The 12,052-nt window shown below is 74.1% G+C and carries 12 protein-coding genes; 9 read left to right on the top strand and 3 right to left on the bottom strand.

What is annotated here, in order from left to right; genetic code table 11:
• Nucleotides 1-278: 278 nt before the first annotated feature.
• The 3 genes from ACIQKA_RS11310 to ACIQKA_RS11300 all read left to right on the top strand — a co-directional run bounded on the left by ACIQKA_RS11310 (nucleotide 279) and on the right by ACIQKA_RS11300 (nucleotide 1,373).
• A complete protein-coding gene (locus ACIQKA_RS11310; protein ID WP_383154849.1) occupies nucleotides 279-749 on the top strand; it encodes a DUF6325 family protein in 471 nt (156 codons plus the stop codon).
• 68 nt (nucleotides 750-817) lie between these two features.
• Entirely contained in the window at nucleotides 818-1,096 is a 279-nt protein-coding gene (locus ACIQKA_RS11305) for an SHOCT domain-containing protein (protein WP_383154846.1), read from the top strand.
• A 91-nt stretch (nucleotides 1,097-1,187) separates the two neighbouring features.
• The gene (locus ACIQKA_RS11300) at nucleotides 1,188-1,373 is read left to right on the top strand and encodes a CsbD family protein (RefSeq protein ID WP_383154844.1); all 186 of its coding nucleotides are present in this window, start codon (nucleotides 1,188-1,190) and stop codon (nucleotides 1,371-1,373) included.
• Here ACIQKA_RS11300 and ACIQKA_RS11295 read toward each other — a convergent pair.
• Both ACIQKA_RS11295 and ACIQKA_RS11290 read right to left on the bottom strand, forming a co-directional pair.
• Complete coding sequence (locus ACIQKA_RS11295; RefSeq protein ID WP_402540738.1) at nucleotides 1,354-2,727, bottom strand: chloride channel protein; 1,374 nt, start codon at nucleotides 2,725-2,727, stop codon at nucleotides 1,354-1,356. The genes ACIQKA_RS11300 and ACIQKA_RS11295 overlap by 20 nt on opposite strands.
• Before the next feature lie 531 nt (nucleotides 2,728-3,258).
• Complete coding sequence (locus ACIQKA_RS11290) at nucleotides 3,259-3,420, bottom strand: hypothetical protein (protein ID WP_383154839.1); 162 nt, start codon at nucleotides 3,418-3,420, stop codon at nucleotides 3,259-3,261.
• A 480-nt stretch (nucleotides 3,421-3,900) separates the two neighbouring features.
• Here ACIQKA_RS11290 and ACIQKA_RS11285 point away from each other — a divergent pair, with 480 nt between their 5' ends.
• The 3 genes from ACIQKA_RS11285 (at nucleotide 3,901) to ACIQKA_RS11275 (ending at nucleotide 8,244) form a co-directional block, all read left to right on the top strand.
• The gene (locus ACIQKA_RS11285) at nucleotides 3,901-4,458 is read left to right on the top strand and encodes an isochorismatase family cysteine hydrolase (RefSeq protein WP_383431653.1); all 558 of its coding nucleotides are present in this window, start codon (nucleotides 3,901-3,903) and stop codon (nucleotides 4,456-4,458) included.
• Nucleotides 4,459-4,722: 264 nt separating this feature from the next.
• Nucleotides 4,723-6,996, top strand: coding sequence for a catalase (locus ACIQKA_RS11280; protein ID WP_391093994.1), 2,274 nt, complete (start codon nucleotides 4,723-4,725; stop codon nucleotides 6,994-6,996).
• Nucleotides 6,997-7,344: 348 nt separating this feature from the next.
• Entirely contained in the window at nucleotides 7,345-8,244 is a 900-nt protein-coding gene (locus ACIQKA_RS11275) for a helix-turn-helix domain-containing protein (RefSeq protein WP_391093993.1), read from the top strand.
• 28 nt (nucleotides 8,245-8,272) lie between these two features.
• Here the strand turns inward: ACIQKA_RS11275 and ACIQKA_RS11270 are convergent, their stop codons facing one another.
• Nucleotides 8,273-9,613 carry an APC family permease gene (locus tag ACIQKA_RS11270; RefSeq protein ID WP_402540737.1) on the bottom strand — a complete coding sequence of 447 codons (1,341 nt, stop codon included), beginning with the start codon at nucleotides 9,611-9,613 and terminating at the stop codon, nucleotides 8,273-8,275.
• A gap of 386 nt (nucleotides 9,614-9,999) precedes the next feature.
• On the opposite strand from ACIQKA_RS11270, the gene ACIQKA_RS11265 reads away from it, so the two are divergent.
• The 3 genes from ACIQKA_RS11265 to ACIQKA_RS11255 all read left to right on the top strand — a co-directional run bounded on the left by ACIQKA_RS11265 (nucleotide 10,000) and on the right by ACIQKA_RS11255 (nucleotide 12,000).
• Nucleotides 10,000-10,335, top strand: coding sequence for an STAS domain-containing protein (locus ACIQKA_RS11265; RefSeq protein WP_391093990.1), 336 nt, complete (start codon nucleotides 10,000-10,002; stop codon nucleotides 10,333-10,335).
• 361 nt (nucleotides 10,336-10,696) lie between these two features.
• Nucleotides 10,697-11,635 (top strand): hypothetical protein, encoded by a 939-nt coding sequence (locus ACIQKA_RS11260; RefSeq protein WP_383154822.1) that lies wholly within the window; start codon nucleotides 10,697-10,699, stop codon nucleotides 11,633-11,635.
• Nucleotides 11,632-12,000 carry a hypothetical protein gene (locus tag ACIQKA_RS11255; RefSeq protein ID WP_383154819.1) on the top strand — a complete coding sequence of 123 codons (369 nt, stop codon included), beginning with the start codon at nucleotides 11,632-11,634 and terminating at the stop codon, nucleotides 11,998-12,000. The genes ACIQKA_RS11260 and ACIQKA_RS11255 overlap by 4 nt, the downstream gene beginning before the upstream one ends.
• The last annotated feature ends 52 nt before the right edge of the window (nucleotides 12,001-12,052 follow it).

Genomic DNA, 12,052 nt, shown 5'->3' with positions numbered 1-12,052 from the left:
CCGCTCCGGCGCGCGGCGTCCCGGGAACCGTCGCGGTCGTCGCCACGGCCGGGGCTCGCACCGGCGCGCGTGCCTCCTCGTCCAACGTATCCCCGGAGGAGGACCGCGGCGACCGGATCGGCCGTGGGCCGCACCGGCCCGGGGGACGCCGGACCGCCCGCCACCCGGATGCGCGTACGGGTCCCCGGTGCTGCAATGGAGGGTGACGCGCCGCCCCGCCCGTACGGCGCGCGACCACCGGTCACCGGAGGCGGAGCAACGCCCGGCGAGGAGCCGCCATGAGCACCGACGACGTTTCCGAGATGGGGCCCATCGACTACCTGGTCCTGGAGTTCCCCGGCAACCGCATGACCGGGGAGGGGCTGTCCCGCCTGCTCGACCTGGTCGACCGGCACGTCATCCGCGTCCTCGACCTGTCCTTCATCCGCAAGGACGCGGACGGCTCCGTCACCGCGCTGGAGATCGCGGACCTGGACGGCGACGGCGAACTCGACCTCGCCGTCTTCGACGGCGCCTCCTCCGGACTGCTGGACGAGGACGACCTGCGGGAGGCGGCCGCCGCTCTCGGACCGGACAGCTCGGCGGGCGTCATCGTGTACGAGAACCTCTGGGCCGCGCCCCTGGCGGCGGCGCTGCGACGCGGCGGCGCCCGCATGGTCGCCGGCGGGAGGATCCCCGCCGAGGCCTTCCTGGCGAGCCTGGAGGCCGTCGAGGCCGAAGAGGGTTCTCCCGCCGCCCCCTCCCCCTGACGGCACCCCGACCCGACGGTCCCGACAGCTTTGCCGGTCCCGACGGTCCCGACGACAAGGACCCCGCCATGCCCGGACTCCTGCGCGGCGTCGCCCGTACCGCGGTCATCTCCGGTACGGCCACCGCCGTCTCCAACCGCGTCTCGCGCCGGCAGGCCGGCCGCTGGGCGCAACAGGACGAGCAGCGGTACGCACCCCCGCAGACCGGTCGGGAAGCGCAGCCCCCGGCCGCGGTGCCGATGGACGCCAAGATCTCCCAGCTGCACGAACTCGGTCGCCTGAAGGACCAGGGAGTGCTCACCGAGGAGGAGTTCGAGGCGCAGAAGCGCCGCATCCTCGCGTCCTGAACCGTGCGCCCCGCGAACAGGGGCCCGTGCCGGGAAGGGGGCTCCGGGAACGGGGGCACGGCGAGGGCGGGCAATGGAAGGGAACCCGGTCATGAGCAGCGCCATGGACAAGGCCAAGGGCAGGATCAAGGAGATCACCGGCAGGATCGGCGGAAACGAGAGGCTGGAGGCCGAGGGCAGGACCGATCAGGCGAGGGCCAGGGCCCGCGAAGCGGTGAAGGACGTCCGCGAACGGGCCAGGGGCGTCAGGGACTCGCTCAGGCGGGGCCGCTCCTGACGCGCCCCCCGCGCGGACGGCGGGGCGTGAGCGGCGGTCCCGGAGGCAGCAGCTCGGCGGTGACGAAGGCGGTCACCGCCGCCAGGATCACCACCGGGATCGTCTCGGCGTTGCCGAGCACCAGGACCACCAGGACCACGCTGCTGACCGGGAGCCGCAGAGCGGCCGCCGAGGCCGCGGCCATGCCCGCCGCGACACCGGGGATCACCCCGAGGCCGGGCAGCGGCGCGAGCAGCACGCCCGCGGCCGCGCCCAGGAAGAGGACGGGGAACACCAGGCCGCCGCGGAGGCTGCCCAGGCACAGGGCGTACGCGGCGCCCTTGAACAGCAGCAGGGCGAGGAGCACGCCCACGCTCCAGGCATGGGGGTCGGCGGCGAGCGCGACCAGCGTGGCCTGGCCGGACGAGGCGACCTCGACGGGCGTGCGCCCCGTGACGACCGCGTAGAGGGCGGCGCAGCCTCCGGCGCCGACCGCGCAGACCACCGTCCGTACGAAGGGGGAGGCCGCCACGAGGGCGGCGGTCAGCCGGCCGCCGGCGATCACCAGGTGCACCAGCGCGCCGACGCCCGCCGCGAGCACGATCGACCACACCACGTCCCCGGTGTCCAGGCGCGGGGGCGCGGTGGGGAAGTGGGCGGTCAGACTGCCCGTCTCCAGGCCGGTCCAGCGCCCGAAGCCGGTGAACACCACGGCCCCGACGCCGCTGGACAGCAGGGCGGGCAGCATGACGACGAACAGCTGCGGACCGCCCACGCCCGCCACCTCGATCAGGAGGACGGCGGCGACGAGGGGGTTGCCGAAGATCGCGGCGATGGCCGCCGCCGCACCGGCCGCGCCCAGCAGCGCGGTGCTCTGCGGGGTGGCCGGGGCGCGGACGAGGTGCCGGAAGAGCAGGGCCAGACCGCCGCCGAGCGCGATCAGGGGCGCCTCGGGGCCGAGGACGGCACCGAGCGGCAGGCTCGCGACCGCGGCGACGACGACCCCCGGCAGGGCGGCCGCCGAGGCCCCTCCCGCGTGCAGGCCGCCGGCGGGGACGTGACCGCCCGCGCCGGGCAGCCGGGTCACCACCAGGCCCACGACGACCCCGGCGAGGGCGAGCAGCGGCAGCGGCCACCAGGCCGGAGGAGCCCCCAGACCGAGCGCCTCCGGCAGGTCCGCCCACAGCACGTGCTCCAACTGGTGCAGACCGACGAGGAACCAGAAGGCGGCCAGCGAGACGGGGACGCCGATCAGGGCGCTGAAGACCAGGGCCTTGAGGTACGCGGGCGTCCGCAGGAGGACCCGCAGCCGGTCGGCCTCCGGGACCTCCCCGGACTGCGGGGAGGACGCCGGAGCTGCTTTCGGAGCGGTCAAGGGATTCCGTCCTTCCGGATCGGGCGGTACGGGCGTCACGGCCCGGAGAAGGACCGTTCGGGTGCAGCCCGCTCCCGTGCGTACGGGAAGCGGGTGGCCGCGAACAGCAGCAGGGAGCGGGGGATCGCGGTGGCCGCCGCCACGACCACCGCACGCGGCGGCGGGAGCGGCCGCGCGCGACGCGGACGCGCCGGTCGGTCCTTTTCCGCGGGGGGAGGCTCCGGGCTTTCTGCGGGGGAGGCCCCGGGCCGGGGGTCCGGCAGGCTCGGCTCGCGCCCCATACGGCTCTCCTGCGGAACACTTCGCGGTCGACGGTGCGCGACGAAGCATCCGCCGCAGGACCAGCAAAAGCGCTGCGCCGGGATCGCGCGACCGGAACCGCGCCGGATGCCGCCGTCCGGCAGACGGCGTCTTCACGGCGTCGGCGTCGACGGGTGCGGGGGAGACCGCGTCGACCAGCGCCGCGCTCCGGCCGCTCGGCGACCGGCGGAGGCGGAGCCGGGACGGCTCCCCACGGCGTGGACCCGGCGCCTACGCGCTCTCGTCGTCCTCGTCGTCCTCGTCGGGCTCCCGCTCACCCTCGGCCTGGGACGGTGTCGTGCGTTCGGGCTGGACGTCCCGGCGGCCCGGCTCGTCCGAAGGGACCTCGTCGGTCCGCTCGCCCTCCGCCTGTGACGGGGTGTTCTCCTGCATGGATCCGCTCCTTTCCCGGTGGTGTCCACGGACGCGCGGCCCGAGGCCGAAGCCCCCGCTCCGCGCGGAGTACCGCCGCTTTCAGCATCCCCCAGCTCCGTCCGGACGGCAGAAGTCGTCCGGCGGACGGGGACGGGGCGGGTGAGACGGGGACGGGACGGGGCGGGGGAGACGGGGACGGGACGGGGACGAGGACCGGGGCGGCGGACGGGCCGGTGGAGGCGGGCGGACGGTCCGTCCCCGGCGGCGGGCCGGGAAGGCTCCGGTGTTATGAACGCGTCGCCCTGGGCAGGCGCCTTCATCAGGACCGACGACACGGTCTTCGCCCCGCCGTCCTCCGGACGGGCGACCGTCCGTGGAGTTCCACCGCCCGGCCCCGCGAGCTCAGGCCCTTCGCCGACGCGGCCACGGCGCCCCCCGACCACGGCCCGTCCGGGGGCGGGGCCCGGCGGGAGGAGCGGCAGAAGAGAGGTGGCCACCGTGGCACAGACGGCACTCGTCGTGATCGACATGCTGAACGCCTACGAGCACGAGGACGCGGAGGCCCTCGTCCCCTCCGTGCGCGAGGCGCTACCGGGCGTGGAGGAGCTCCTGAGGCGCGCTCGCGAGGCCGGCGCCCCGGTGATCTACGTCAACGACAACTTCGGCCGGTGGCGCTCCCACCACGGCGAGATCCTCGAGGCGGCCCTCGCCGGCCGCCACCCGGACCTGGTCGAGCCCATCGCCCCCGACGAGGAGTCCCTCTTCGTCGTCAAGGCCCGGCACTCGGCCTTCTTCGAGACCCCCCTGGCCTACCTCCTGGGGCAGCTGGGAGTCCGGCGCGTGGTCCTGTGCGGTCAGGTCACCGAACAGTGCATCCTCTATTCGGCGCTGGACGCCCACATCCGGCACTTCGACGTCAGCCTCGCCCCCGAAGCCGTCGCCCACATCGACGCGGACCTCGCCGACGCGGCCCTGCGCATGATGGAGCACAACATGTCGGCCCGCATCCGCCCCCTGGACGCCATCGACTTCGACCCGGGCGAGCCGGACGCGTGACGCTCCCGCGCGGCCCTCGCCGCCCTCGACCGTGCGGCCCCCACCGGCACGGCCCGGAGCCGTGTCCCTCCGGCCACCCCCGCCATCGCCGTCGTTTCGTCCGCGAAACGAAGCCCTGTGGTTCCCGTGGTGACGCGGGGGCAGCCGTGTGGAGCGGTTGTGCCGTTGGGCGGACGACGACGGCACAACCGTTACGGCGCCGGTAATGGCGGTCATGGCTGTGGCAGTCCCGCACGGTCCCTGTTTCGAGCTCGAAGGAAAAGCATGTCCCACGAGAACCCGCTGAAAGCAGCCGTCGAGAAGCTGACCGAACCCTTCCGGGAGAACGGGCCCGCCGAAGGCGTTCCCGGCGTGCCCTCCTCGGCGCCCGCGTCGCCGGAGGAGCCCACCGAGCCGCACGGGCCGCTGCCGCCGAAGCCGGACCAGAGCGGGCCGGAGACGGTCGGCCCCACCGGTCAGCCCACCGGCGCGGACCAGGCGCGGGTCGCGCAGAGCGGCTCCTACCTGACCACCGCGCAGGGCACCCGGCTGTACGACACCGACCACTCGCTCAAGGCGGGCCCGCGCGGCCCGGTCCTGCTCCAGGACCACCACCTGCGCGAGAAGATCATGCACTTCGACCACGAGCGGATCCCGGAGCGCGTGGTCCACGCGCGCGGCGCCGGTGCGCACGGCGTCTTCCAGTCGTACGGCACGGCGGAGGGCGTGACGAAGGCGGCCTTCCTCGCCGCCGACGCCGAGACCCCGGTGTTCGTCCGCTTCTCGACCGTGCTCGGCTCGCGAGGCTCCGCCGACACGGTCCGCGACACCCGGGGCTTCGCGACGAAGTTCTACACCGAGGAGGGGGTCTTCGACCTCGTCGGCAACAACATCCCGGTCTTCTTCATCCAGGACGCCATCAAGTTCCCCGACGTCATCCACGCGGGCAAGCCCCACCCCGACCGGGAGATCCCGCAGGCCCAGAGCGCCCACGACACCTTCTGGGACTTCGTGTCGCTCCACACCGAGGCCCAGCACCACACCATCTGGAACATGTCCGACCGGGGCATCCCCCGCTCCTACCGGACGATGGAGGGCTTCGGCGTCCACACCTTCCGGCTCGTCAACGCCGAGGGCGCCACGACACTGGTGAAGTTCCACTGGAAGCCCAGGCTGGGCGTGCACTCGCTGGTCTGGGAGGAGGCGCAGATCGCGGGCGGCGTGGACCCGGACTTCCACCGGCGGGACCTCGCCGACGCCATCGAGGCGGGCGCCTACCCGCAGTGGGAGCTGGGCATCCAGACCTTCCCCGACACCCCCGACCAGACCTTCGAGGGCATCGACCTGCTCGACGCGACGAAGATCGTCCCCGAGGAGCTCGCCCCGGTCCGGCCGATCGGCCTGCTCACCCTCAACCGCAACCCGAGCAACTACTTCGCCGAGACGGAGCAGGTCGCCTTCCACGTCGGCCACCTGGTCCCCGGCATCGACGTCACCGACGACCCGCTGCTCGCCGGACGCCTCTTCTCCTACCTGGACACCCAGATCACCCGCCTGGCCGGGCCCAACTTCAACCAGATCCCGATCAACCGGCCGCACGCGCCCGTCAACGACATGCTCCGCGACGGCTTCCACCAGCAGGCCGTGCACACCGGCGTCGCGCCCTACAAGCCGAACTCCCTGGACGGCGGCTGCCCGTTCTTCGCGGGCGCGGACACCGGCGCCTTCGTCGAGGTGCCCGTGGAGGTCCCGGCCGGACGCAAGGTCCGCGAGGCGCCCGCCTCCTTCGCCGACCACTTCAGCCAGGTGCGGCTGTTCTGGCTGAGCATGACCCCCGTCGAGCGCGAGCACATCGTCGCGGCCTACACCTTCGAACTCGGCAAGTGCTGGGACCAGGCGATCAAGGAGCGCCAGCTCCAGGCGCTGGCCAACATCGACACCGAGCTGTGCACCCAGGTCGCCACCGGCCTGGGGCTGCCGGTGCCCCGGGCCACCGAGCCCGCGCCCGACAGCGACCCCAGCCCCGCGCTCTCCCAGGTCGGCCGCGCGTGGCCGGCCGACGGACGGATCGTCGGCGTCGTCACCGACGGATCCGCCGACGCCGACGGGGTGCGCGCCCTGCGCCGGGCGGTCCTCGACGCGGGCATGGTCCCGCTGGTGATCGCACCCGCGGGCGGCACGATCGGCGGCGACGCCGACCCGATCACCGTCCAGCGCACCTTCGCCACCGCCCGTTCGATCGAGTTCGACGCCCTGGTCCTGGCCGGTGCCCCCGCCCCGGGCGCCGACGCCCAGGGCGCCCGCGACGCCAAGGCCGGCGCGCCCGGGCAGGGCACGGCGCCGGTCGATCCGCGCCTGGTGCTCCTGGTCTCCGAGGCGTTCCGGCACGCCAAGGCCATCGGCGGCTGGGCCGGCGCCGAGACCGTCCTGGAAGCGGCCGCGATCCCCACCGGCGCCCCCGGCGTCGTCCTCGCCGACAGCGGCGAGGCGGTCCTGTCCGGCCTCACCCCCCTCCTGGCCGAGCACCGGGTCTGGGACCGCTTCCCGCCGGCGATCTGATCCCCTTCCTTCCCGTCTGCCCCGTCGGCCTTCCGTGGCCGGCGGGGCAGACGGGCGAGGGCGCCCCTCCCTCTCCCCGCCGGTGCCGGAGGTTTCGTTCGGCGGACAGGTGGAAACCGGATCACGCACGGCCCGCGCGCGCCCGGCGGATCCACGGGACGGACCGGCGGGACGACGTCCGCGGCCGTGTCCGTCCGACAGCTCGGACGGAACGAGTGTTCGCATGTGGTCCGTGGTCGGGCGTACGGTCGGGGGACCGGGCGCGATCCCGGACGGATCGGGCCTGGAGGCACCGGGGTGGAGACCCTTCGTTTTGACAGCAGCGACCTGGGGGCGACCGAGGCTTTCATGTCGCGGGCGTACACCCCGATGCGGATCGGCGGCCGGCCGCGCGACACCCGAACCCGCGTCGTCCGCACGGCGGCCGAGAGGGTCAGCGTCGACAGGCTGGCCCTCGACTTCACGATGGCCTACGACGCCGGAGCGCTGAACCGGGTCACCCTGCTGACCCTCCACGCCGGCGCCCTCGCGGACACCACCCGGGGCCGCGACGAGGTCTACGGCCCGGGCGAGTCGTTCCTGATCACCCAGCCCGACCGGCCCTACACCGGCGAGGTCCGCGCCGCCCGTTACACGGTGGCCATGTTCGACACCGAGCTGCTGACCGAGGTCGCCGTCACCGGCGCGCGCACCCGGGGGCCGGTCACCCTCACCGGAAACCGCCCGGTGGACCCCGCGGCCAACCGGCGCCTGGGCGCCACCGTGGCGTTCCTGCGGGACCACGTCCTCGCCGACCGGGACGCCGGCGGCCTGGTCGTCGCCACCGCCGTCCGGCACCTGGCCGCCGTCACCCTCGCCTGTCTGCCGAACTCCACGACGGACCAGGAGCCCGCCCGGACGGACAGCCGCGACGCCGGCGGCGCGACCCTGCGCCGGGCCGTCGCCTTCATCGAGGACAACGCCCACCGGGACATCGGCCTCGTCGACATCGCCGCCGCCGCGTACGTCACCCCGCGGGCCGCCCAATACGCCTTCAGCCGCCACGCCGGCAGCACCCCGCTCGGGTACCTGCGCCGGGTCCGCCTCGACCGTGCCCACGCCGAACTGAGGGCCGCCGACCCGGGCTCCACCACCGTCAGCGCCGTCGCCACGAAGTGGGGCTTCGCCCACCAGGGCCGCTTCGCCGCCGCCTACCGCGACGCCTACGGCGTCCCGCCGTCCGCCACCCTGCAGGGCGCCGACAGCTGAACCGGCCGCCGGAACCCCCGGGGGCGGTTCAGGACTCCGCCCCCGGGCGCCGTCGCCGCTTCGCCGCGACCACGGCGAGGACCACCGCCAGGGCGAGGACCGCCGACCCGCGCAGCCACACCTCGGCCTCGATCCGGGTGGCGAGCAGCACGCAGGAGGCGGCGCCGAGGACGGGCAGGACGGTAGGGGCCCGGAAGTGGTCCGGCTCGCCCGGGTCGGAACGCAGTACGAGGACGGCGGTGTTGACGATCAGGAAGACGATCAGGAGCAGCAGCACCAGAGTGGACGCCAGGGTGGCGACACTGCCGGTCAGCGCCAGCAGGAGGGCGGGGACGGTGGTGGCGGCGATCGCGGCCCAGGGGGTGCGGCGGCCCGGCAGCACCCGGGTCAGCACGGCGGGCAGCAGTCCGTCGCGCGCCATCCCGTACGCCAGGCGCGAGGCCATGATGCCGGTGAGCAGCGCCCCGTTGGCGACGGCGACCAGGGCCACGGCGCTGAACAGGCGCGGCGGGACGCCGCCGGCCTCGCGGACGACCTCCAGGAGGGGGCCGCTGGAGGAGGCGAGGACATCGGTGGGCACGGCGACCGAGGCGGCGACGCCGACCAGGACGTAGACGGCCCCGGCGGTGGCGAGCGCGGCGAACAGGGCGCGGGGATAGGAACGCCCGGGGTCCCGGGTCTCCTCGGCGACGTTCACCGAGGTCTCGAAGCCGACGAAGGAGTAGAAGGCGAGGACGGAGCCGCTCAGCACGGCCGCCGCGGCGCCCTTCTCCGGAGTGCCGAGCTGGAACAGGCGCCCCGGATCGCCCTCCCCGCGCAGCACCAGCCAGGCGCCGAGCACCACCACGAGGACCAGACCGCCGACCTCGACCACGGTGGCGACGACGTTGGCGCGGGTGGACTCCCTGATGCCCCGGGCGTTGACCAGGGCCAGCAGGACCAGGAAGGCCACGGCCACCAGCGCGACGGGCAGGGTGACGAACGCGCCGAGGTAGTCGCCCGCGAAGCCGCGGGCGAGCGCGGCGACCGAGACGACGCCGGCCGCCAGCATGCAGAACCCGGCGACGAAACCGACCGCCGGGCCGAACGCCCGCGTGGCGTAGTGGGAGGCGCCGCCGGCCCGCGGGTACTTCGTCACCAGCTCGGCGTAGGAGGCGGCGGTCAGCAGGGCCAGTGCCAGCGCCACGAGCAGCGGCACCCACACCGCGCCTCCGGAGGCGGCGGCGACCTGTCCCACCAGTACGTACACCCCGGCGCCGAGCACGTCGCCGAGGATGAAGAAGTAGAGCAGCGGGGTGGTCAGGGTGCGCCGCAGCCCGGTCGGGGAGGTGTCGCCGGATCCGCCGATCCGCTCGTTTTGTTCTCTCATCGGTTCCTGCTCTCGGAAGGGGGCGGCCGTCTGCGTCACCGTCCCTACCCCTTCCGGTCGGCGTCAGCGGTGCCGCGAACGAAGGAAAACCGAGGCGGTCTTGTTCCCTCGTCGCGCAAAAAGAAATCCGTTCCCCGTTATTCGATTTCCATGCGTGGTGCCGGAGGGTTCTGTTCCATTGCTTTCTTTCCGGTGGAAGGTGTGGTGAATAAGGGCCTCCACCTCAGGGAGCCGCTGGTGAGAGCGCTCGTGTTTCGCTCCGTGGATATCGAGTCCGCCCTATTTCGCCCAGAGGGCTGACAGGAATCCGGGAAGCGATAAAAATGGATGATCATCATGCAGGAGGAACAAGAGGTCATGGCCGCCGTCGTATCGCAGGAGGCGCGATGACAGTACGAACAATGTTCTCCCGCGTTCCCGGCACGCGTCGTCTGCTGTGCCGGGGAGAGCTGGACACGGACACCGTTCCCGCCCTGGCCGAACTGGCCGAGGAAGCGCGGACAGACGAGACGGGGCCCCTGGTCCTGGACATGCGCGAGGTGACCTTCGCCGACTCGTCCGCCGTCAACCTCCTCGTCGGGCTGCGCCGGGACGGGCCGGTCGTCCTCATCGGCCCCCTGTCCCCTTCGACGCGCAGGGTCCTGGAGATCACCGGCGTCCTCCACTTCCTCGAAGTCGTCCACGCGGACCGGGCGACGGGCGGCCTCGCCGGCGGCCGGTGAAGGGGACGAGCCCGGCCGCTCGCCGCCCCGCCCCTGCCCCCCGGGGACGACCCCCGTCCTCTCCGCCGGCGGCCCGGTGGAGACCCCCGGCACCGGTCCCGGACGGACCGCCGACGACCGGGTCACCGGTCTCGGCGAAGGGACGGTCACCGAGGATCCGGTCGCCGCGGAACGAGGTGGTCATGGCGGTGATCCTCTCGGCGCCGGGGAGACACGTGGAGCCGCGGGCGCCCGGAAGGCGAACGGGAGGACCCGGCGGGGGAGGCGGGCGCGTCGGGGGCGCCCCCGGGGAGAGCCGGTCCCGCGGACCGCTTGTCCCATACGCGGGACCGGTGGACGGTCCGCGCCCTACGATCGGCCGGTGGACACCGAACGGGACGCGGCTTTACTGCTCGTGGCGATGCATCAGGACAACGAGGCCGATCCGGCCGGGTTCGTCGCCGTCGATCGGCTGCCCGGCTGGGCGGAGAAGGGCCTTCGCCGGCTGCGGGTGCTCACCGGACATCTCCGGGAAGCGGGGCTCGCCGAGTCGCTGGGGATCACCGGCGGCATGGTCTGGAGGACGACCCCGACCGGTGTCGCGCGGGCCGAGAGGCTGCTGCGCGACCGGGACCGGCCGATCGTCCGGTACGACGCGGCGGTCAACGGCCTGGTCACCGCCGCCGTCGACGAGTTCCCGCACCACCGCCTGGAACTGCGGGAGTTCGCCCTCTCCCCGCACGCGCGGGTGCTCGACACGGTCCTGAGCCCCGCCGAGATCGCCACCGCCGTGGACTTCCTGGAGAAGGAGGGCCTGGTCACCGTCGAGCGCGCCGACGCCACGCCCACGGCGATCGCGCTGACGTCGCGCGGGCGCGAATGCGGCTGGACGGACACGACCGACGTCCGCGCCTACGTGATGGGACGACGGCCCGGCGGACTCCACCAGAACTGGAACGTCACGGTCCACGGCGGTGCTCCCCAGATCGGCCACGACAACGTCCAGCACCGGCACCCTCACGGACCCGACCCCGGCCCGGTCCTCCGTTTCGCCGGCACCCTGCGCGAGAAGGTGGCCGGGGGCTCGGTGACCGTCCCGGAGGACGCACGGCACCGGGTCGCCCGGGACGTCGACGCCCTGGAGCGCGAGGCGGGGCGGGCGGAGCCCCGGCCCGACCGCGTACGGGAACTCCTCGTGGGGCTCCGCGAGGCCCTCGCGACCCCGGACACCAGGACGGCCCTCGACGAGATCGCCCGCCTCCTGCCGGCCCCCGTGCCCCCGCCCCGTACGCACACCACGACCCCTGCGAGGACGACATGACGGAACAGCGGCCCGGCGTCCAGAACACCTGGAACGTCACCGTCCACGGCGGCGCGCCGCAGATGGGACAGGACAACGTCCAGCACAACGCGTTCGGCTACGACCCCCGGCAGCTCGCGGACTTCGCCCGCGAGGTCCTCGCCGCCGCGCACGACGCGGACATGCCCGCCGGGCACCGCACCGTGGTCGTGGCCGACGCCGAGGCGTTGCGGGCGGAGCTGGCCGGCCCCGAGCCGGACGAGGGCAGGGTCCGCCGACTGGCGCAGCGGGTGTGGCAGGGAGCGAGGACCCATCTGCCGCCGGTCCTCGCGACGGGCTCCGCCCAGGCGGTCGCGGCCTTCCTGGGGATCCCGGTCGGCTTCTGAGGTCCCCGGGCGAAGATCCGGGTCCGAGGAGGGGACGAAGACGCCTCGGATC

The sequence above is a fragment of the Streptomyces sp. NPDC092045 genome (assembly GCF_044756005.1).
GTDB lineage: Bacteria > Actinomycetota > Actinomycetes > Streptomycetales > Streptomycetaceae > Streptomyces.
Note: the sequence above shows the minus strand (reverse complement) of the source record. Positions and strands in the feature narration are given on the sequence as shown.

What these genes read in the sequence shown, in the direction of transcription:
- ACIQKA_RS11310 (WP_383154849.1), top strand. Translation starts at nt 279, where the DNA reads ATGAGCACCGACGACGTTTCCGAGATGGGGCCCATCGACTACCTGGTC.
- ACIQKA_RS11265 (WP_391093990.1), top strand. Translation starts at nt 10,000, where the DNA reads ATGACAGTACGAACAATGTTCTCCCGCGTTCCCGGCACGCGTCGTCTG.
- ACIQKA_RS11255 (WP_383154819.1), top strand. Translation starts at nt 11,632, where the DNA reads ATGACGGAACAGCGGCCCGGCGTCCAGAACACCTGGAACGTCACCGTC.
- ACIQKA_RS11270 (WP_402540737.1), bottom strand. Translation starts at nt 9,613, where the DNA reads ATGAGAGAACAAAACGAGCGGATCGGCGGATCCGGCGACACCTCCCCG.
- ACIQKA_RS11300 (WP_383154844.1), top strand. Translation starts at nt 1,188, where the DNA reads ATGAGCAGCGCCATGGACAAGGCCAAGGGCAGGATCAAGGAGATCACC.
- ACIQKA_RS11275 (WP_391093993.1), top strand. Translation starts at nt 7,345, where the DNA reads ATGTCGCGGGCGTACACCCCGATGCGGATCGGCGGCCGGCCGCGCGAC.
- ACIQKA_RS11280 (WP_391093994.1), top strand. Translation starts at nt 4,723, where the DNA reads ATGTCCCACGAGAACCCGCTGAAAGCAGCCGTCGAGAAGCTGACCGAA.
- ACIQKA_RS11305 (WP_383154846.1), top strand. Translation starts at nt 818, where the DNA reads ATGCCCGGACTCCTGCGCGGCGTCGCCCGTACCGCGGTCATCTCCGGT.
- ACIQKA_RS11290 (WP_383154839.1), bottom strand. Translation starts at nt 3,420, where the DNA reads ATGCAGGAGAACACCCCGTCACAGGCGGAGGGCGAGCGGACCGACGAG.